This is a genomic window from Pseudomonas baetica (genome assembly GCF_051216495.1).
In the GTDB taxonomy this organism is placed as follows: Bacteria; Pseudomonadota; Gammaproteobacteria; order Pseudomonadales; family Pseudomonadaceae; genus Aquipseudomonas; species Aquipseudomonas baetica_B.
On the sequence record NZ_JBPKAM010000002.1, the window covers coordinates 114,261 to 135,061 of the forward strand.

At 60.1% G+C, this 20,801-nt stretch carries 9 protein-coding genes and 1 pseudogene; 4 read left to right on the forward strand and 6 right to left on the reverse strand.

Annotated elements, in window-relative coordinates:
• The first annotated feature begins 92 nt into the window (after positions 1-92).
• Positions 93-1,385 (forward strand): NAD(P)/FAD-dependent oxidoreductase, encoded by a 1,293-nt coding sequence (locus ACSFE6_RS02360; protein ID WP_435426086.1) that lies wholly within the window; start codon positions 93-95, stop codon positions 1,383-1,385.
• A 142-nt stretch (positions 1,386-1,527) separates the two neighbouring features.
• Here the strand turns inward: ACSFE6_RS02360 and ACSFE6_RS02365 are convergent, their stop codons facing one another.
• Positions 1,528-1,773 (reverse strand): DUF1127 domain-containing protein, encoded by a 246-nt coding sequence (locus tag ACSFE6_RS02365; RefSeq protein WP_435426087.1) that lies wholly within the window; start codon positions 1,771-1,773, stop codon positions 1,528-1,530.
• Positions 1,774-1,952: 179 nt separating this feature from the next.
• Here ACSFE6_RS02365 and ACSFE6_RS02370 point away from each other — a divergent pair, with 179 nt between their 5' ends.
• Complete coding sequence (locus ACSFE6_RS02370) at positions 1,953-3,386, forward strand: PLP-dependent aminotransferase family protein (RefSeq protein ID WP_435426088.1); 1,434 nt, start codon at positions 1,953-1,955, stop codon at positions 3,384-3,386.
• A gap of 60 nt (positions 3,387-3,446) precedes the next feature.
• Positions 3,447-5,015, forward strand: a complete 1,569-nt coding sequence (locus ACSFE6_RS02375) for a phospholipase D family protein (protein WP_435426089.1) — start codon at positions 3,447-3,449, stop codon at positions 5,013-5,015.
• 108 nt (positions 5,016-5,123) lie between these two features.
• Here ACSFE6_RS02375 and ACSFE6_RS02380 read toward each other — a convergent pair whose 3' ends face one another.
• Both ACSFE6_RS02380 and ACSFE6_RS02385 read right to left on the reverse strand, forming a co-directional pair.
• Positions 5,124-6,269 carry an MFS transporter gene (locus tag ACSFE6_RS02380; RefSeq protein WP_435426090.1) on the reverse strand — a complete coding sequence of 382 codons (1,146 nt, stop codon included), beginning with the start codon at positions 6,267-6,269 and terminating at the stop codon, positions 5,124-5,126.
• Positions 6,270-6,435: 166 nt separating this feature from the next.
• Complete coding sequence (locus ACSFE6_RS02385) at positions 6,436-7,929, reverse strand: aldehyde dehydrogenase (protein WP_435426091.1); 1,494 nt, start codon at positions 7,927-7,929, stop codon at positions 6,436-6,438.
• A 235-nt stretch (positions 7,930-8,164) separates the two neighbouring features.
• Between ACSFE6_RS02385 and ACSFE6_RS02390 the strand changes: the two genes are divergently transcribed.
• The gene (locus tag ACSFE6_RS02390; protein ID WP_224541826.1) at positions 8,165-8,527 is read left to right on the forward strand and encodes a cupin domain-containing protein; all 363 of its coding nucleotides are present in this window, start codon (positions 8,165-8,167) and stop codon (positions 8,525-8,527) included.
• 132 nt (positions 8,528-8,659) lie between these two features.
• On the opposite strand, the pseudogene ACSFE6_RS02395 reads toward ACSFE6_RS02390, so the two are convergent.
• The 3 genes and pseudogenes from ACSFE6_RS02395 to ACSFE6_RS02405 form a co-directional block, all read right to left on the reverse strand.
• Positions 8,660-9,913, reverse strand: a pseudogene (locus tag ACSFE6_RS02395) (IS3 family transposase).
• Positions 9,914-10,061: 148 nt separating this feature from the next.
• A complete protein-coding gene (locus tag ACSFE6_RS02400) occupies positions 10,062-10,334 on the reverse strand; it encodes a hypothetical protein (protein WP_435426092.1) in 273 nt (90 codons plus the stop codon).
• A complete protein-coding gene (locus ACSFE6_RS02405; protein ID WP_435426093.1) occupies positions 10,327-20,790 on the reverse strand; it encodes a hemagglutinin repeat-containing protein in 10,464 nt (3,487 codons plus the stop codon). The genes ACSFE6_RS02400 and ACSFE6_RS02405 overlap by 8 nt, the downstream gene beginning before the upstream one ends.
• Positions 20,791-20,801 lie beyond the last annotated feature (11 nt).

Below are 20,801 nucleotides of genomic sequence, written 5' to 3' on the forward strand. Positions count from 1 at the left end.
CAGACAGCGGCAACCGACCAATGTTGCCCGTGCGCAAAGGTCAGGCTTATGCTCCGTCAAGTTTTCTAAACACAAGAATCAGGATGACGCCCATGAATGCCGGTGCCCAGCACGCTGCCTCCTACTACGCCGCCAGTAGCCTGCCGCAGCCGGATTACCCGGCACTCAATGGCGAAGTGCTGGCCGATGTGTGTGTGGTCGGCGGCGGGTTTTCAGGGCTGAACACGGCGCTGGAACTGGCCGAACGCGGCCTCAGCGTGGTGCTGCTCGAAGCCCGCAAGATCGGCTGGGGCGCCAGCGGACGCAACGGCGGGCAGCTGATTCGCGGGGTCGGCCATGGCCTGGATCAATTCACCAACGTCATCGGCAACGACGGCGTGCGTCAGATGAAACTCATGGGGCTGGAAGCCGTGGAAATTGTCCGACAGCGGGTCGAGCGTTTTCGGATCCCTTGCGACCTGACCTGGGGTTATTGCGACCTGGCCAACAAGCCCCGCGACCTCGAAGGGTTTGTCGAAGACGCCGAAGAATTGCGAAGCCTCGGTTACCGCTACGAAACCCGCCTGGTGCAACCCCACGAAATGCACACCGTGGTGGGCTCCGACCGCTATGTGGGGGGCCTGATCGACATGGGTTCCGGGCATTTGCATCCGCTGAACCTGGCGCTGGGCGAAGCGGCCGCAGCGCAACAATTGGGCGTGAAGCTGTTCGAACAGTCGGCCGCCACTCGCATCGATTACGGCCCCGAGATCAAGGTGCATACCGCCCAGGGCACGGTCCGCGCCAAAACACTGGTGCTGGGCTGCAATGCCTACCTCAACGAACTCAACCCGGAACTCGGCGGCAAAGTGCTGCCCGCCGGCAGTTACATCATCGCCACCGAGCCCTTGAGCGAAGAGCTGGCACACTCGCTATTACCGCAGAACATGGCGGTCTGCGATCAACGAGTGGCGCTCGATTACTACCGACTCTCAGCTGACCGCCGCTTGCTGTTCGGCGGTGCCTGCCATTACTCGGGGCGCGATCCGAAAGACATCGCGGCCTACATGCGGCCGAAGATGCTGGACGTCTTCCCGCAGTTGGGCGATGTGAGGATCGATTATCAATGGGGCGGCATGATCGGCATCGGCGCCAACCGCTTGCCTCAAATTGGCCGACTCGAGGAACAGCCGAACGTGTATTACGCCCAGGCGTACTCCGGCCATGGCGTGAATGCCACGCACCTCGCCGGCAAGCTGCTGGCCGAAGCCATCAGCGGGCAACAGAGCGGTGGATTTGATCTGTTTGCCAAGGTGCCGCACATGACGTTCCCCGGCGGCAAGCATTTGCGCTCGCCCTTGTTGGCGTTGGGGATGCTTTGGCATCGGCTTAAAGAGTGGGCCTGATCGATCATCCTTGCTCTTTCGGGCCTCATCGCGGGCAAGCCCGCTCCCACAGGTTTTGTGGTGAACACTGTTTTTGTGAACACCAACAACCACTGTGGGAGCGGGCTTGCCCGCGATGAGGCCAGCAAAAGCAACGCAGCAATCAGATCCTCCAGAACGGCTTGAGCCCCTCCTCCCGCGCCTGCTCATAGGTCAACCCGACATCCTTGAGCTGCTCTGGCGTGAGGCTTAGCAACGCCTTGCGCGTGTGCAGACGATGCCAGAACAGATCCCAACGACTCAGGCCACGCGGCGCGTTGCGCATATCCGCCTCGCGTGCACCGTTTTCATGCCCTGCCGCCAGTTCCTGACTGTGTAACGTCAGCCGCACATCGCTCAAGCCGTTCATTTTGATTGCTCCTGTTTACTTGGGTAGCCAGAGATTCCATGATGCGTGGGCGGCGAAAACCATTACAGATCCAAAGTATCTGTATTACTTCCATACAGATTTGATCGTCTGGCCTCTGAATCCTGATTTTTCGTCCCATCTGTACTGGTTAGCCAAACGACCTCTATCGAGACTGCGCCATGACCCTCTACGTCAACCTCGCCGAACTGCTCGGCACGCGTATCGAACAGGGCTTCTATCGCCCCGGTGACCGGCTGCCATCGGTGCGAGCATTGAGCATCGAACACGGGGTGAGCCTGAGTACGGTGCAGCAGGCTTATCGGGTGCTGGAAGACAGTGGACTGGCCACGCCGAAGCCCAAGTCCGGGTATTTCGTGCCGGTCAGTCGCGAGCTACCGGAGCTGCCAGCGGTTGGGCGCCCGGCGCAACGGCCTGTGGATATCTCGCAATGGGATCAGGTGCTGGAGTTGATCCGCGCGGTACCGCGCAAGGATGTGGTGCAGTTGGGTCGCGGCATGCCGGACATCACCACCCCGACCCTCAAGCCGCTGCTGCGCGGCTTGGCGCAGCTCAGCCGCCGGCAGGACATGCCTGGCTTGTATTACGACAACATTCACGGCCACCTCGAACTGCGCGAACAGATCGCCCGTTTGATGCTCGACTCCGGCTGCCAGTTGGGTCCAGCCGATCTGGTGGTGACCACCGGCTGCCACGAGGCGCTGTCCACCAGCATCCGCTCGATCTGCGAGCCAGGCGATATCGTGGCCGTGGACTCGCCAAGCTTTCATGGCGCCATGCAGACCCTCAAGGGTCTGGGTATGAAAGCCCTGGAAATCCCCACCGACCCGCTTACCGGTATTAGCCTGGACGCCCTGGAGCTGGCCCTGGAACAATGGCCGATCAAGGCCATACAGCTGACCCCCAACTGCAACAACCCGCTGGGCTACATCATGCCGGAGTCGCGCAAACGCGCGTTGTTGCTGCTGGCACAGCGTTTCGACGTGGCGATCATCGAGGACGATGTGTATGGCGAACTGTCCTACACCTACCCGCGCCCACGCACGATCAAATCCTTCGACGAAGACGGTCGCGTCCTGCTGTGCAGTTCATTTTCCAAGACCCTCGCCCCGGGTCTGCGCATTGGTTGGGTCGCGCCCGGTCGCTATCTGGAACGGGTGCTGCACATGAAATACATCAGCACCGGCTCCACCGCACCGCAACCGCAGATCGCCATCGCAGAGTTCATCAAGAGCGGTCACTTCGAACCGCATTTGCGGCGGATGCGCACGCAATACCAGCGCAATCGCGACATGATGATCGATTGGGTCACCCGCTACTTCCCCGCCGGCACCCGCGCCAGCCGCCCCCAAGGCAGCTTCATGCTGTGGGTTGAATTGCCGGAAGGCTTCGACACCCTGAAACTGAATCGTGCCTTGCATGACCAGGGCGTACAGATTGCCGTCGGCAGCATCTTTTCCGCCTCGGGCAAATACCGCAATTGCCTGCGCATGAACTACGCTGCCAAACCAACGGCACAGATTGAAGATGCTGTGCGCAAGGTCGGCGCCGCCGCCATCAAACTGCTGGCGGAGGCCGACGAGCTGACCGACTGACCTTTCTGCGGAGCCCAGCGTCCATATGCCAACATCTGCCGCCAATCGGAACGGTCCCACGTGAGAGTCAGACAGCCCCTGCTTGTTCTGGTGTTACTTGCTACGTTCCTCGGCGGCTGCGCCAGTTTCGACGTGCAGCGCGAACCGAGCCAAGCGCTGCCGGCGAGCGTTTCGTCATTCGGCCGCTCGGTCCAGGCCCAGGCCGCTCTTCATGAAGGGAAGTCGGGATTTCGCTTGCTGTCCGACAGCACCGAGGCCTTCACCGCTCGCGCCGAGCTGATTCGCAACGCCCAAGCCAGCCTCGATCTGCAGTACTACATCGTCCATGACGGCATCAGCACGCGAATGCTGGTGGAAGAACTGCTCAAGGCCGCCGACCGCGGCGTACGCGTGCGCATATTGCTCGACGACACCACCAGCGACGGTCAAGACGTCACCATCGCCACCCTGGCAGCGCATCCGCAGATCCAGATTCGCGTGTTCAACCCGCTGCATCTGGGACGCAGTACTGGCGTGACACGCACCATGGGCCGCTTGTTCAACCTTTCGCTGCAACACCGACGCATGCACAACAAGCTATGGCTGGCTGACAACAGCATGGCCATCGTCGGCGGGCGCAATCTGGGGGACGAGTATTTCGATGCCGAGCCCAAGCTGAACTTCACCGACATCGACATCCTTGGCGTCGGCCCGGTCGCCGAACAGTTGGGACACAGTTTCGACCAGTACTGGAACAGCGCCCTGAGCAAACCGATCGATGCCTTTGTTTCCAGCAAGCCGACCGCCCAAGACCTGAAAGACACCCGGGCCCGGCTGGAAAAATCCTTGGAGGAATACCGCAAGCAGAATCACGCGCTCCATCAGCAACTGATGGCTTTCAAAACCGAACCGCGCCTGGATATCTGGCGCAAAGAACTGATCTGGGCCTGGAATCAGGCACTGTGGGATGCGCCGAGCAAAGTGTTGGCCGACGGCGAACCGGATCCGCAGTTGCTGCTGACCACCCAATTGACACCTGAACTCGATGGCGTCAGTAAAGAGCTGGTGATGATCTCCGCCTACTTCGTGCCCGGCCAACCGGGGCTGGTGTATTTGACGGGGCGCGCCGATGCCGGCGTGTCGGTGCGACTGCTGACCAACGCACTGGAGGCTACGGACGTTCCAGCGGTGCATGGAGGCTACGCACCGTATCGCAAGGCGCTGCTGGAGCATGGCGTGCAACTCTTTGAACTACGCCGCCAACCCGGCGAAGGGAGCGGTAGCGGCCCTCGCCTGTTTTCCAGCCGATCTTATGGCGAGTCCGACTCCAGCCTGCACAGCAAGGCGATCATTTTCGACCAGCAGAAAGCTTTCATCGGCTCGTTCAACTTCGACCCGCGCTCGGTGCTGTGGAACACCGAAGTCGGCGTGCTGGTGGACAGCCCGGAACTCGCGGCCCGTGTTCGGGCGTTGGCATTGGAAGGCATGGCGCCGGCCCTGAGCTATCAGGTTCGCCTGGAGAATGGCCAGGTCGTCTGGACCACCGAAGACGACGGCAAAATGCACACCCTGACCCGGGAACCGGGCAATTGGTGGCGGCGCTTCAATGCCTGGTTCAGCAATACGGTCGGGCTTGAGCGAATGTTGTAGCTGAAACACCTTGTGGCGAGGGAGCTTGCTCCCGTTGGGTTGCGAAGCGACCCCAGCGACTGCTACGCAGCCGAGCGGGAGCAAGCTCCCTCGCCACACAATCACTGCTCAGGCCGGCTCAGGAACCGCACCAAAGGCTCCTTGCCGCGACACCAGAATCACCAGGCCAAATGCTCCCGCCGCCATCAACAACGGCAACGCATGTCCGCTGATCCACTGGCTGCCGGCGCCGGCGATCAACGGTCCGAGCAGACAACCAATCCCCCATAGCTGCGCGATGTGCGCATTGGCCCGCACCAGCGCATCGTCGCGATAACGCTCGCCAATCAGAATCAGGGACAAGGTAAACAAACCGCCGGCACTCGCGCCGAACAGTACCCACAGCGGCCAGATCAGCAGCGTATCGATCAGCAGCGGGATCGCCAGGCTCGACACCAGCAGGACCATCGCGCAGCCAGTAAACAAGGTACGCCGCGACACGCGATCCGCCAGCGCGCCAATCGGCAATTGCAGCAAGGCATCGCCCACCACCACCGTGCTGACCATCGCCAAGGCAATTTCCGTGGTGAATCCCTGGCGCAGGCAATACACCGGCAACAACGTCAGGATCATCGCTTCGAACGCCGCAAACAGCGAAACACCCCAGGCAATCGCCGGCAAGCCGCGACAGAAGGTCAGCAGATCACCAAAAGTCACGCTGCAAGATTCACTGCTGGGCGCACCACTGCGACCCAGTAACAGAAAGGGAGCCGCTACCAGCAGTCCGACGCCGACCCAGAACCCGTAATCGTGCTCGGTGCCCAGCACGCCCAGCAGTATTGGCCCGGCCAACTGGCTCAACGCGTAGCTGCTGCCGTACAGCGCCACCAGCCGTCCACGCCACTCCTCGACCACCAGTTGGTTGATCCAGCTTTCACCAAGGATGAACACCAGTGTTAGCACTACCCCGATCATCAAGCGCAACACCAGCCAGATCGGGTAGCTGGGCAGCAGCGCCAGCAAACCGATGGACACCGCCCCACCCCACAGGCAAAGGCGCATCAGATTGGCTGTACCCAGACGCGCCGCCAGATGACTGGAGATCTTCGCGCCCAGCAGCACACCAATGGCCGGCATCGCTGCCATCACGCCGATGGCAAACGAGCCATAGCCCCAGCTTTCCAGGCGAAACGACACCAGCGGCATGCTGACACCCAGGGCCAGGCCGACACTCAAGACAGACGCCAACACGGCGAAATACGTCGCCCAACGCATGTTCCACGCTCCTGTGGATATTTATTTTTACAGACGACACAAAACAAATGTGGGAGCGAGCCTGCTCGCGAAGAGGCCAGCACATTCAACATCAATGTTGACTGTTACACCGTCTTCGCGAGCAGGCTCGCTCCCACAAGGGACCTACGTCGTTAATTAAACCGACTTACAACTTGATCCAGGTCGCCTTCAACTCGGTGTACTTGTCGAACGCGTGCAGCGACTTGTCGCGACCGTTGCCGGACTGCTTGAAGCCACCGAACGGTGCCGTCATGTCACCGCCGTCGTACTGGTTGACCCAGACGCTACCGGCACGCAGTGCACGGGCGGTGAGGTGAGCCTTGGAAATGTCGCTAGTCCAGACCGCGGCGGCCAAGCCGTACGGCGTGTCGTTAGCGATGGCGACGGCCTCTTCTGCGTTATCGAACTCGATGACCGACAGTACAGGGCCGAAGATTTCTTCCCGGGCGATTTTCATCGCATTGCTCACACCGTCAAATATGGTCGGCTCAACGTAGGTCCCGCCAGTTTCCTGGAGGGTACGCTTACCACCGGCGACCAGTTTGGCACCGTCGGCGTGACCGGACTCGATGTAGGACAGTACGGTGTTCATCTGCTGGGTATCCACCAGCGCACCGACGTTGGTGGCCGGGTCCAGCGGGTTGCCCGGCTTCCAGGTCTTCAGGGCCTCGATCACCAGCGGCAGGAATTTATCCTTAATGGAGCGCTCCACCAGTAGGCGCGAACCGGCGGTGCAGACTTCACCCTGGTTGAACGCAATCGCGCCAGCAGCGGCTTCGGCGGCTTCCTGCAGGTTAGGCGCATCGGCGAACACGATGTTCGGGCTCTTGCCGCCGGCTTCCAGCCACACGCGCTTCATGTTCGACTCACCGGCGTAGACCATCAGTTGCTTGGCGATCTTGGTCGAACCGGTGAACACCAGGGTGTCGACGTCGTTGTGCAGGCCCAGGGCCTTGCCGACGGTGTGGCCGTAGCCTGGCAACACGTTCAGCACGCCTTTAGGAATGCCAGCCTCGACAGCCAGGGCCGCAATGCGGATGGCGGTCAGCGGGGATTTTTCCGAAGGCTTGAGGATGACCGAGTTACCGGTGGACAGCGCCGGGCCCAGTTTCCAGCAGGCCATCATCAGCGGGAAGTTCCACGGCACGATGGCAGCCACTACACCCACCGGCTCACGGGTCACCAGACCCAGTTGATCATGCGGAGTGGCAGCCACTTCGTCGTAGATCTTGTCGATGGCTTCGCCGCTCCAGCTCAGGGCTTGCGCCGCGCCAGGAACGTCGATGTACAGGGAATCGCTGATCGGCTTGCCCATGTCCAGGGTTTCAAGCAGTGCCAGTTCCTCGGCATGCTTTTTCAACAGGGCGGCGAAACGAATCATGGCGGATTTGCGTTTGGTCGGCGCCAGGCGCGACCACACACCGGAATTGAAAGTGGCGCGAGCGTTTTCCACGGCGCGCTGCGCGTCGGCGGCGTCACAGCTGGCAATCTTGCCCAGCAGACGACCATCGACCGGGCTGATGCACTCGAAAGTCTCGCCAGAGACGGCATCGGTGTACTCACCATTAAGGTAAGCGCGGCCTTCGATCTTCAGATCGCGGGCCCGTTGTTCCCAGTCGGCACGAGTCAGGGTGGTCATTCGAGTGTCCTCCTCTTATTGATTACGACGCCCGCGTTCTGCGCGGGCGCTGTCAGGAATTCTGCCCGACCAGCCTGCATATCGGTCCAGGGCATCCACCACCCTAAACCAGCGGCGGGTGAAGTTTCAATATATTTGACATAACGCCGGCAAACGGCCTTGCGATGTTCATTTTAATAAACATAGACTTTGGCAACACCTACCACTCGCACCGCAATGACGGGGGATTAGAACAATGAGCATCCAGAACATCGTCGACTTCAGCCAGGCCACCACCGCCGCCGAACGTTATCGCCCCGACCCGGCGAAAGTACTCAAGGGTGATCCCGAGCAAGTGGTGTACAACCACTACAACAGCCCCTGTGGCCAGTTGAACGCCGGCGTGTGGGAAGGCGCCGTCGGACACTGGACGGTGAACTTCACCGAACACGAATACTGCGAAATCGTGCAGGGCGTTTCCGTGCTGCGCGACCTTGACGGCAACGCCAAGACCCTGCGGGTCGGTGATCGCTTCGTGATCCCGGCAGGCTTTCGCGGCACCTGGGAAGTGCTGGAGCCTTGCCGCAAGATCTATGTGGCGTTTGAGCAGAAGGCCTGAGTTTATTCGTCGCCAGGACTGACGCCTTCGCGAGCAGGCTCGCTCCCACAGGGGATCCGTGTGAACACGAACATTGTGGGAGCGGGCTTGCCCGCGATGGGGCCCTGACAGGCAATACAAAACCAACAGTGTCTAGTCCTGAAATAGGTTTACACCTGTTTCACCCCAACGCCCGATGCATCGCATCGGGCGTTTTGTATTTCAAAGACAGGTGCGGACGTTCGCGGTTGTAGATCGAAACCGACTCACTCACCATCTTTTTCGCCTGCAGTAAGTCCCGTGGTCGCTGGAGCAGAAACTCAGTCTTCAAGATCCCGTTGACCCGCTCTGCCAGGGCGTTTTGGTAGCAGTCATAGCCGTCCGTCATTGAACATCTGATGCCGTGTTTCTCCTGCAGCTCCTGATACATGCCCGAGCAATACTGGCTGCCTCTGTCCGAGTGATGAACCAGTGATTGTTCCGTTCGACGCTGCTTTACCGCTCGGCGTAGTGCCTGCGCTACTGATTCGGTGTGCAGGCTTTCATGAACGTGATAGCCCACGATCTTTCGCGAAAAAGCATCCGTCACCAGGCTCAGATAAGCCACACCTTCCTGAGTGGGTAGATAGGTGATATCAGCCACCCAGACTTGCTCAGGGCCGCTTGGAACAATTTGATCAGGACCTGCTTTGAGTAAGTTTGGATGACGCCGAAAGCGATGATGGCTGTCAGTCGTCTTGTGGTAGGCGCGTTTGCGGGCCACCAACAAACGCCTTTCGCGCAAAATTGAAAACAACCGATCTCGACCTACTTGCAGCTCAAGTTGAGGCTGGCAATGCAGCAAATAGTGCAACTTTCGGGCGCCCAAGCGTGGTTGTCGCTGACGCTTTTGCTGAACGAAGTCGGCTATTCGCTGATCCAGAACGAACCGGGCAGCATCAGCGCGATTGCGCTTGTAGTAAGCCTGTCGGCTTATCCCCATGAACTGGCAAGCCCTGCTGATGCTCAGATTTTGGATTCGTTTTTGCGCGAGGACTTGCCGGGACGCTTTTTTACGACAGAGAGGCCGTAGTCATTTTTCAAGACATCCACGACTGCCTCGAAAAACTGGGCTTTCTGATTGGACAGAGCCAACTGCTCTTCAAGTTCTTTGATGCGTTGCTCTGGCGTCAATGGTCGGTTTTTGTCGGGCATAGATCCCATCCTCGGCGAGCCAATGTATGTGCCTGGGCTCCAATCCTGCCGACCGTGCTTGCGCAACCACGTCAGAACGGTCGTTTTGCCTTGAATCCCGTAGCGCTCCTGAGCCTCTTTATAACTCAGCTCGCCTCTTTCAACTTGATCCACGACCGACAATTTAAAAGTCAGCGTGTAGTCACGCTGACTACGCCTTTTTGCCGCTTCCATCACATCCTCCTGAAAATAGATCAGAAGGTGTAAACCTTATTCAGGACTAGACAAAGAAGAAAAATAAATCCGTCCCCTTTTCCCTAGTCCCCTTTTCCCTAGAAAAATTTGCAGCTGAAAGACACAACGCTACCACTAGTTTAAACGGTTAGAGAGCAAGTTCCTGGCGCACTTTATCGGCCACCTCATCAATAATATACCTAGGTCCAAATATAGTAATACCTACGAATGTTTCTGACTCAATTTTAACTTTCTCACCCATCAATTCAACCTCTGCGACCTCAATTTCTTGAGAGCCTCCAACCGCCCAGGACTTATCAAGTCCTACAGCACCAAGCCTGACTAAAACAATGTGCAGGGCGTTACGCAACACCGCATCGTATTCATCACCCAGTACTATTGATGTAAATTCATCAGTCATATTTAAAACCTAAATCCTTCCCGCCTGAACGACTTGCAGATTCAGTTATCTGCTCCCAGCTTTTTCCTTTAGCTCTCAGCCAATCAATAGATGGCCCAAGCTTGTCCCCATACACTCGCAAGTTTCGCTCATAAATCTCTGCAAGTTTATCAGGCGGTGTTAGATCCTTATATTGAACGCCTAACTCACGGCGTATCTGGTGGAGTTGACGAGCGACTTGCTCTGGCGTTGCACCTGCTGCGCGCATACTGAGACTAATCTCTGACAAACCATTAACTTCATCGACATATGCTTGCCGTAGAGGTGGAAGCTTATCTATCGAACCAGTTGCTTTTGCACCAGCCTCTGCTGCGGCCTTGGCCGCTGCCGCCCTCTCCGCAGCTGCAAGTGCTGCAGCACCACCACTGAGTACTCCACCCGCAACCCCAGACTCGCTCCAGAATGATTGCAGCCAAGCATGGTCAGCCACTCGCTCATCGTTGTGGTTGATGTCCTGAAAGTGAGCGAGTACGGCCTTCTCATCGGCATTTAACGCGAAAGAATCAAGCAGCGAATCAAGCTTAGCAGAACCATCTTTGGCATCAGTATACTGACCGCTGCACGCTTTTTCCCCTTCGCCCTTGCAGCCATACAGTCCGGAACCGGTTTTGCTATCGTTCAACGCTTGGTATTTATCCTGCACCTGGCCACGACACGCCACTGGATCTGAATTGGTACGGCAACCCACGAGTTCCTGGGCAAGGCTGTCAACCTCCTCATGCTGAAGGTAGTTATTTACTGCCGCCTGCTGCGTCACCCATCCCGCGACCTCTTGATCCTTGGGGCTGCCGCCCGCCACCGCAGCCACCGTGATCCCTACCAACTGTGAAACCATTGCGATCAAGCGGGCGTGGGCGTCGCCAGGAAAAATGTCTTTTCCAACCAGTTCAAGCAACGCCTCATTGGCCCCGGCCGCTAACGCTGCTGTGCGGAAGTCGCCCCCAGCTGCTTCGCCAATCAGACCGCCGACGATGGCATGCACCGCGACCTTGGTTGCCAAACCACTGCCATTCAACGCATTGCCGACGTTCTGATAGAGGTAGCCACTGAGAGCATCAGCGGCCATCATCACAGCTGCTTGCGTCAGATTGTCCTTGAACTTCCCCCCCTGAAGTACGGTTTTAAGCGCAGAGTTGATAGCCAAATGCAGGCCGATATTGTCACCGCCGATACCACCACTCACCCCGGCGATTACATAGCCTTTAAGGCTGTCGCTGCTGAAAGTCGCTTGGAAACCTTCGCCGACATCACCACCTCCATTGATCGTGCCGACAACAATATTGCTGGCCATTGGACCGAAAATCGGACCGAGGAAGTAGCTGGCAACAATGGCAATTATCAGCGCCGGAGCGGCGCCTAAACCTGAGCTTTCGTAGTCCCAGCTGTCATGCAGTTCTTTCACGAGTTGCCAATCGACGTCCCCGCGCTGCTCGGCGTCTTTCAACCAGGCCAACTTCGGGTCGGCCTGGACCATGGCATCGATGGTCTGACTGACGGTTTTTTGATCGATATTCTTCAGGTCGATCTTCAAGCCATTGACCGCCTTGATCACGATCTGACCGTTGGCCGTCAGCTCACTCTGGCGCAGCGTCTCATCGGTGGTTCCCTTACCTTTGGCCGACTGCCACGCCAAATTGCTGCTGCTCTTTTCGTGACTCTCCCGATGCAGGTCTTTCACCGCCTCAAAAGTAATGCTCCCACCACTATCAAGGGTCAGATCACCACCACTGTTGAGCCTGGCCCCCTGATAACGCTGATCCCCACCACTGACCAACGTCAGGTCACCCCCGGTCTTGATTTCGCTGCCGATGTTTTTCACATCGGTGACTTCATCGCGCTGGGTCTTCTTGCTGCCGAAGCTGCCCTTTTTCTTCATGTCGTACAGCGAATAGTCGCTGTCTTGCGCGGCCAGCAGTTCCAGGTTGCCGCCGGCCACCAAGTAGGCTTCATCCCCCGCGCTGACCTTGCTGGAGATCAGCGTCAAATCCTGCCCCGCACTGAGCACCACACTGCCACCCGCCGTCACGCTGGTGCCGACCTGGTGGATGTGGTCTTCCTGCTCTTCGACTTTTTTGCTTTTGCTGTAGGAGTGTTGCTCGTCCGCCGCCGAGGCCAGGGTCAGGTTCTCCGTGGCGGCCATGGCGATGTTGCGTCGAGCGTCGATCTGGCTGGCGATGACGGTGATGTCTCGGCCGGCGCTCAGGCTCAGGTCGCGGCCGGCGTCGACGCTGCCGCCGTATTGGCGGATGGATTCGCTGTGGTTATTGCTGCCGAAGCGGGTGCTGTTTAGCGCTTGGGCGGCAATCAGGTTGATGTCGCGACCGGCATTGAGGGTGATGTCGGCACCGCTTTGCAGGACGCCACCGGTGTTGTTGATTTCGCGGCCGGCGCTGATGCTGAGGTTGTTGGCCGCTTCGATGCGGGCGGCGTTATCGACCACATCACGTTGCTGGCTGTAGCCACCGGTGCTGCTGTTGAAGGTGCTGACGGTGCGTTCGTTGAGCACATCGCCATTGATCGCGGTCAGGCTGACGTCACGTCCGGCGATGATGCCTCCGGCCTGGTTGGTGAGGTTGTTGCCGGCCAACAGGTCGAGGCGGTCGCCGGCCTGGATCAGGCCGCTGTTGATCAGGTCGTTGCCGGCTACGGCGCTGAGGTTGCTGCTGGCGCGCAGGGTGCCGGTGTTGTTCAGATCCTGGCCGGCAATCAGGCTGACGTCCCGGCCTTCGATCAGCGCCCCGGTGGGACCCAGGCGATTGTCGGCCTGGGCTAGGTAGAGCACGGGCACCAGCACGGTCTGGCCATCGACGACGACGCTTTCCATCCAGACGATGTCATGGGTCAAGGCGGCTACTTGCTCAGCCGTCAATGACACCCCTACCGTCAGGTTCAGTGCATTCTTACTGGCGATGGCGTTGTCCATCAGGTACTTGAACAGGTCCTCATTCGAGGTCTGCCCATCGATAAACGCCTGGCCGGTCCGAGCGACCACGGCTTGCTGGATCAAGCGTTGTTCATAGAAGCCATCGCCCAGGCGCCGGGCGCTGTCGTCGGGGTTGTAGCCCAGGCCGGCGAGCAGATAGTCCGAGCTCATGAACTGCTTGAGATCGGTGAGTACCGGGTTGGTTTCGATCAGATACTTGTGCGTATTGGCTGGCGAACGGGTGCCCGGCAATCCTTGAACGCGCGCCACCATTTGGCCGGCGACCTGCGTGGTAGTACCGGGCTGGGCAACGGACGGCCCTTGTACGGCGGTACTGGCTGAGGGATCGAGGCTGCCACCCTGTCGAGCCTCCAGCCCTAAAGTCACAGTACTGACGCCGATCTGAACGACATCAGCCACCTGGAGGATTCTGCCTTGGGTGAGCGGCACCGACTGCTCTCTCTGCGCCAGGCTGATGCTGTTACCACCCATGGTCCAGGTTTGTGGGGCGCTGTCCTGCGTTGTACTGCTGCCTTGGCCGCTGAGGCGAAACAGGCCGTTTTGCCCGGTAGGTAGGCTAAAACCGGGTAACGTCAGCGGGTTGACTCGCTGGTGGGCCAGGTCTGGCGGCAATTGCGGATTGAGGTTGACGATGGTCGGCTGATTGCTGCCACTCGATTGGGTCGCACCCACTCGGGAACCGCCTGCGGCGATGCCAACGCCTTGACGTACGACGCTGTTGGTCAGACTTTGGGTAGCATTGATACTGACAGCGCCGCCGGCCTGGACGACCGCGTTGGCGTAGGATGAGGGGCTGTTGTAAACAATCGTGGTATCAAAAGGAGTAGCGTTTTGGATAACGGCTGGCGCTTGCGTGCGCACGCTGTCACTGTAATGCGGCAAGGTAAAACTCTGCCATACCCCCCCGTCATACTCGATCCATACCGAACCGAACCTGCCGTAACCTTGGGATTCTCGAGTCCCCCCGCGAACACCCACGCCAAGAAGGGATTCGTTGCCGGCACTGTCCCAGACGTGAATATTCGGTCCCACGAACATACCATCAGGAAGATACCCCGCCGCGCCCGGATCATACTCAGGATCATTGGCGGCGTTGTAGTCCATGATGGCGAACCAATAAGCCAAATCGGTGTGCTGTTGTTTCGAAGTCAGGGCAATAGAGCGCCGCACGCTGTAGTCGCCCACAGCTGCACCCTGATTGGTAAAGGTCTGAAGATTGAAAGTCAGGTTACTTGCAGCGCTGAGCGTTGACGCCTGATTGAGGAAGTCGCCTCCGTTAGCCGTGAAGTTGCCCCCGGCCGTCATGCTGGCCGACGCGGAATCCTGGACGATCTGCGACTGATAATTTTCTACCCAGACGGCATAGCTGTCGGCCCGGTTATCGAAGTCATCGAACGATGAGCACGAATAGCACTGCACCCCGATGTAACCGGATAGCAGCCCGCCCGTGGTCTGGAACACGTCCTTGCGGTTCTCGATATGCGACGCTGCCAGGCTCAAATCACCGGCACTTTCGATCGTCGCCGACACGTTGGCGATCGATGCGCTCCAACCACCGCTGGCATCCCCGCCGATAGCCAGGTTGCCAAGGCTATACACATCGGCGTAGCGGTTGGTGAAGGTGTTGGCCCACAAAGCCATATCACCGCCACTGAATATCAACCCACCGCTGTTCAGCAATGCGCTCGCCGATGCCGTGAGCTTTTGCGCACTTCCGAGGGTGCCGTAGTTGTTGAGCGTACCCGCCACTACGCTCAGGCTGGCATTGGACGTCAACCGCCCGTAGTTGTTGAGCAGGCTGCTCGAAACGGTCGTGTTGCCACCGCCGGCAATGCTGGCGACATTGCTCAAGTCGACCCGATCGGCCGACAGCCCCAATGTGCCCAGGCTGCTCATGCGGCCGTTGCCGCTGTAGTAGCCACTCAGGCCGATGCTGAGGGTGCCGTCGCTGGCGATCAGGCCATCGTTGGACCAATTGCCACCGTTGCCGACGAGGGTGCTGGAGGCCAGCAATTGCCCGCCGGCGGTCTGGCCGAGTGTGTTGACGTTGACTGTCAGGCGCCCGGCCTGGATCACGCTGCTGTTGGTCAGGCTGTCGGCGCTTAAAGTCAGGCCGCCGCGGGTGACGATGTTGCCGCCGGCGCCGGTGACGTTGGCGGTGGAGATGTCGAAGCTACCAGTGCCGACGTGCAGCAGCGAGCCGCCGCTGTTGAGGAAGCTGGCAGCGCCCAGGGCCAGGTCAATGTTGGCGGCTTCCAGGGTGCCGCTGCGGTTGTCGAACAGACCGCCGATCTGGAATTGGGTCTTGCCATTGGTACCCAGCGCGCGCAAGCGGCCGGTCTGGTTGTCGAGACTGGCGGCGCTGATGGCCAGGGTGCTGTCGCTCTCGATGACACCCTGGCGGTTATTGAGGGCGCCGCCAAGGTTGAGGGTGATCTGGTGCCCGGCGATCTGGCCGTCGTTGCTGCCGCTATTGTCGAAGTTATTGCCGGTGACGCTGACCAGGCCGTTGGCGTAGATGCCGCCGTTGCGGTTGTCGACGTTGCCGGTGACGAGGACGGCGTTGCCGGCCTGTGCGGCGATGCGGCCACCATAGTTGTCGATGCCGCCCAAGACGCTGAGGCTCAGGCTTTGCGCCTGGGTAATGCCACCCTGGTTGTTGTGGCTGGAGTCGTAGCCGTTTTTCAGCACGCCGGTCAGGTGCGCGGTGAACGCACCTTGCAGGCTGGCAAGCACGCCGCCTCGGTTGTCTAGATTCGCGCCGGTAACGCTCAGGTTGCCGCTTTGAGCGAGGATATGGCCGCTCTGGTTGCTGATGTCGCCAGTGGTTTGCACGCCGAGGGCTTTCTGGCTTTGCAGGGTGCCCTGGCCGTTGTCGAGGCTGGCCGCTTGCAGTTGCAGGCCGTCGTTCTGACTGTAGATCAGGCCATTGTTGCCGTTGAGTACGGCGCCGCTGGCGGTGACGCTCAGCTGGCCGCTGGCGGCAAGCGTACCGAGCTGGCTGTTATCGAGACGACCGGTCAGCAGGGTCAGCAAGCTCTGACTGGCCAGTTGGCCACCCTGGTTGTTGACTTGGCTGCTGCGCTGAATCAGCAGCGAGCCGGCGCTGGCCAGTTTGCCGTGGGTGTTGGTCAGGGCGCCGAGCAGATCGAGGGTGACGGTACCGTTGCCGGTCAGGTTGCCACTGGTGTTGTCCAGACCAGTGCCGGTGAAGGTCAGGGCCTGCTGCGCATTGATGGTGCCGCTGACATTGCTGAGCGTCATGGTTTGCAAGGTCAGCGTCGCGCCGCTGTCGATCAGGCCGGCCTGAGCGTTGTTGAGCAGGCCGCCGACGGTCAGCGTCTGGGCGCCGCCACTGGAGAGAATGCCCGCCGTGTTATCGAGACTGGCAGCCGAGACGCTCAGGGCTTGCTGGCTGACCAGCGCGCCGTTGTTGCCGTTCTGCAGGGCGCCACTGAGGCTGACATCGAGGTCGCCATTGCGGCTGGACAGCGTGCCGCTGTTGCGGTTGTCGAGGCTGCTGGCGCTGACGTTCAACCCTTGCCAACCGGAGATCAGGCCGCCCTGATTGAGCAGGCCGATCGCGTTGAGGGTGAGCAGGTTGCTGCTGATCAGCTTGCCGGCGCTGTTGTCGAGGCTGCGCCCGGTAAGGGTGAAACTCTGACTGCTGGAGATCTCGCCGTTCTGGTTGGTCAGGTCGCGCAAGTGGTTGATGCCGAGGCTGCCCTGGGTGGTGATCAGGCCGCCACTGTTGTTCAGGTCACCGGTGGCAGCGCCGAAGTCGAGGCCGATGCTGTTGCCCAGCAACGAGCCGTTTTGGTTGTTCAGCGTGGCGCTATTGATACTGAGGGTTTGCGCGGCGTTGATCAGGCCCTGGTTCTGGTTGCTCAAGGTGCCGTCGACATTGAGATCAAGATTGGCCCGGCTGGTCAGGGTACCGCCACTGTTGTCGAGGCTGGCGCTGTGGGCATCTATCGCAGCGGCGGCGATCAGGCCGTTGATATTGCTCAGGGCCTGAGCGATGCGCAGGGTCAGGCCCTGATTGCTCAGCAGCCGGCCGTTGCTGTTGTCCAGGTGGTTGGCCGCGAGGGTAAAGCCTTGGGTGCTGGAGATTTCACCGGTTTGGTTGTTGACCTCACTGAGGTTGTTCAGCATCAGCAGCGGCGCGTTGATCAGGCCACCCTGGTTGTTCAACTGGCCATGGTTCAGGTTCAGAGTGAGGGCGGTGTTGCTGAACAGTTGGCCGCCTTGCTGGTCCAGCCCGGTGACGCTGGCGGTCAAGGCCTTGGCAGCGGCGATACGGCCGCCGCTCTGGTTGGTCACTTGGGTGGCGGTCAAGTCGAGCGTATCGGCACCGGTCACCAAGCCACCTTGGCTGTTGTCCAAAGCGCCGGTGCTAATCTGAACCGCCAACTTGCCGCTGAGACTGCCTTGCTGGCTGTTGTCGAAGCTGGCGCTGTGCAGGTCGATACCTCCGTCGGTCACCAGTTGGCCGCCCTGGTTATCCACATCGGCCAAGATGGTCAGGCTGAGCTGGCCGGCACTCGACAGGCTGCCCAGGCGGTTGGCCAGACTGGCGGCGCTGACGCTGAGCAAGCCTTCGCTGTTGAGCAGTCCGGCGCTGTTGGTCAGGTCGCCACTGAGGTGGATGCTGAGGTTTTCCTGGCTCCGCAGGCTGCCGTGACTGTTGTCCAGGCTGCTTCCGATCAGGCTCAAACCGCTATTGCCCGACAGTTGCCCCAAGGTGCGGTTGAGCAAGCGGTCGACAGTGAGGTTCAGGCTTTGGCCGGCAATCGCCAGCCCGCTATCACTGTTGTCCAGGCTGCTGGCGGTCAGGTTCAGGTCGGCGTTGCTCGACAGTTCGCCGCCACGGTTGTCGATACCGTCGACGTTGAGTTGCAAGGTCCCGGTCGAGCCCACCAGGCCGTTCAGACGGTTGTCCAGCGCAAGGCCGGCCAGCGTCAGGCCGCCTTGGGCGATCAAAAGACCATTCCGGTTGGTCAGGCGGGTGACCTGTGCCCTCAGGTCGTTTTTCGCGGACACCTGGCCGTTGTTGTTGTCGAAATTGGCGGCGTTCAGGAGCAGGTTACCGCTGGCGATCACGCTGCCGGCCTGGTTACTGGCATTGCCATCGACCGTCAGGCTTAGGTCGCCGAGGCTACTGAGCAGGCCTTGGTCGTTGTCCAGGCTCGCGCTGTGGGCATCCAGCGAGGCGGCAGAGACTAGCCCCGCAACATTGCTCAAGACCTGGGCGATACGCAGGGTCAGGGCCTGGTTGCTGATGAGTTTGCCGCTGCTGTTGTCCAGGGCCTGGGCCGTCAGCGTGAACGCCTGGGCGCTGGAGATTTCGCCGTGCTGGTTGTTGAGGCCGTTGAGGTGCTTAAGCATCAGCAGCGGCCCGTTGATCAGGCCGTACTGGTTGTTCAGTTGGCCGTTGTTCAGGTCCAGGCTCAGGGAGGTATGGCTGAACAACTGGCCGCCTTGCTGGTCCAGGCCGGTGACGCTGGCGTTCAGGGCTTTTTCGCTGGCGAGAGTACCGTTGGCGTTGTTCACCTGGGCGGCGCTGAGGTCAAGGCTGTTGCCGGAGATCAGTTGTCCGCCCTGGCTGTTGTCGAAGCTTTGTGTGGTAACGCTGACGGCACCTTTGCCGGTGAGCAGGCCCTGTTGATGGTTATCGAGGCTGCCACTGGTCAGGATCAGGCCCTTGTCGGTGGCGACCGTTCCGCCCTTGTTGGTCAAGGCGCCCGTGAGGCTAAGCGTGAGGGTGTCGGCACTCGACAGGCTGCCGCTGCTGTTGTCGAGGGCTTCGGCATTGACGCTCAAGGTGCCTTCGCTGCTGAGCAACCCGGCGACGTTGATCAGGAGGTGATCCAGACGAATGTCCAAACCCTGCTGCGCGACGATGTTGCCGCCGCTGTTGTCCAGGCTGGTACCTTTGAGGGTCAGGTTGCCTTGGGCAACCAGGTCGCCGCCTTGCTGGATCAACTGACCAATGCTGGCAGTCAGGTCGGCCTTGCTGGCGATGCGCCCGCCGCTGTTGTTGAGGTAACGCACATTGACAGTCAACGCACCGTTACTGCTGATCAAACCATTCTGGTTGTTGAGCAACTGATCGGCCGTGAGCGCCTGGCTGCCGTTGCCGAGCACTCGCCCCTTGTTGCGGTTATCCAGAGTGCCGGCCGCCAGTTGTACGGCTTGCTGCCCACTTAAGGTGGCACCCTGGTTATCCAGGCTCTGGCTGACCTGCGCCTGGAGCGAGCGGCCGGCCACGACGCTGCCACGGTTGATCATGCTCTGCGCGGTGAGGCTGACATCACCAGTGGTATTGCGACCGTTATCGGCATTCACGCCCGCTTCGATCACGCCGTTGTTATTCAGACGGCCACCTACCGTCAGACTGACGTTGTCGCGCGCAGCCAGGTTTTGCTGGGCGTTCAGATCGCCGGTGGTTTGTACATTCAGGCTGCTGCCGGCATACACCGACCCCTGCGAATCGAAGCTGACGGCCTTGACGTTGACCGCACCGCTGGCAGCGGTCTGGGCCAGGCTCAAGTGGCCGTTGGCGTCGAGTTGGATGTCACCGGCGCTAGCGGCCAGGTTGCCGGCCAGGTGGACGCCCACCCCGACTTCGGTGCCGACCAGTTTGATCGCACCGGCGTACATCCCCCCCAGCGCCGAACTGTCGATGGCCAATTGCGGCTTGGCACTGCCGTCATCGGCGCGGGCGGTGGCGTTGAGGGTCTGCGCGTTGACGTCGTTACGACCGGTGACGATGCTCAGGTTATTCGCCTGAATCTCGGCGTTGATCTTCGCGCTGCGGGTGATGACTTCGAAGCTATCGACGTTGTTGGCGTTCAGCCCTGCGCCATCGATGGACACGCTGCCCTGATCGACCTGGAACCGGTCCAGTCGTCCGCTGCCATCGAGCACCGGTCTGCCGGTGGTCAGGGTCACGCGCGGGGTGTTGATGAAGCCGCAGCCGTTGCAGCTGATGCCGTACGGGTTGGCGACAATGACCCGGGCCGACTGCCCCGCCACTTCGGTGTAGCCGCGCAACTGGCTCGGACTGCCGCCGACCACTTCATTGAGGATGGTTTGCGCCGAACCGCTGTTTTTCAGGTGCGGGTTGCCGATGATGATCCCGCCCAGTTGCGTGGCACCGGTCTGGTTGGCGACGTTGTTGAGGACCACGCCCTGGCTGCCGACGTTGTAATCAACGAACTGGTTATGCGACAGGCCGCTGCCATTGGGCGTGGCAATGTTGACGATCGGCACGCCATTGCCGGCATGGTCCAGGCCGGTGCCCGGATTGGCCACCACGATTCCGTCGGCCTGGGCCCAGATCGGCTGCCAGAACATCACGTTGGCCAACAGCAATGCCAGCCCACGCTTGGGCATGCCGCAGAAGCGGTCGCGGGTTTTCAGCACCGCTGAAGGCTGGCAAGCGAGAAAGGCGTAGTGACGGGCGTCCATGTCGTTGATCT

Excerpts from the sequence above, each read along its gene's own strand:
- ACSFE6_RS02360 (WP_435426086.1), top strand. The coding sequence starts at position 93 with ATGAATGCCGGTGCCCAGCACGCTGCCTCCTACTACGCCGCCAGTAGC.
- ACSFE6_RS02365 (WP_435426087.1), bottom strand. The coding sequence starts at position 1,773 with ATGAACGGCTTGAGCGATGTGCGGCTGACGTTACACAGTCAGGAACTG.
- ACSFE6_RS02370 (WP_435426088.1), top strand. The coding sequence starts at position 1,953 with ATGACCCTCTACGTCAACCTCGCCGAACTGCTCGGCACGCGTATCGAA.
- ACSFE6_RS02380 (WP_435426090.1), bottom strand. The coding sequence starts at position 6,269 with ATGCGTTGGGCGACGTATTTCGCCGTGTTGGCGTCTGTCTTGAGTGTC.
- ACSFE6_RS02385 (WP_435426091.1), bottom strand. The coding sequence starts at position 7,929 with ATGACCACCCTGACTCGTGCCGACTGGGAACAACGGGCCCGCGATCTG.
- ACSFE6_RS02390 (WP_224541826.1), top strand. The coding sequence starts at position 8,165 with ATGAGCATCCAGAACATCGTCGACTTCAGCCAGGCCACCACCGCCGCC.
- ACSFE6_RS02400 (WP_435426092.1), bottom strand. The coding sequence starts at position 10,334 with ATGACTGATGAATTTACATCAATAGTACTGGGTGATGAATACGATGCG.
- ACSFE6_RS02405 (WP_435426093.1), bottom strand. The coding sequence starts at position 20,790 with ATGGACGCCCGTCACTACGCCTTTCTCGCTTGCCAGCCTTCAGCGGTG.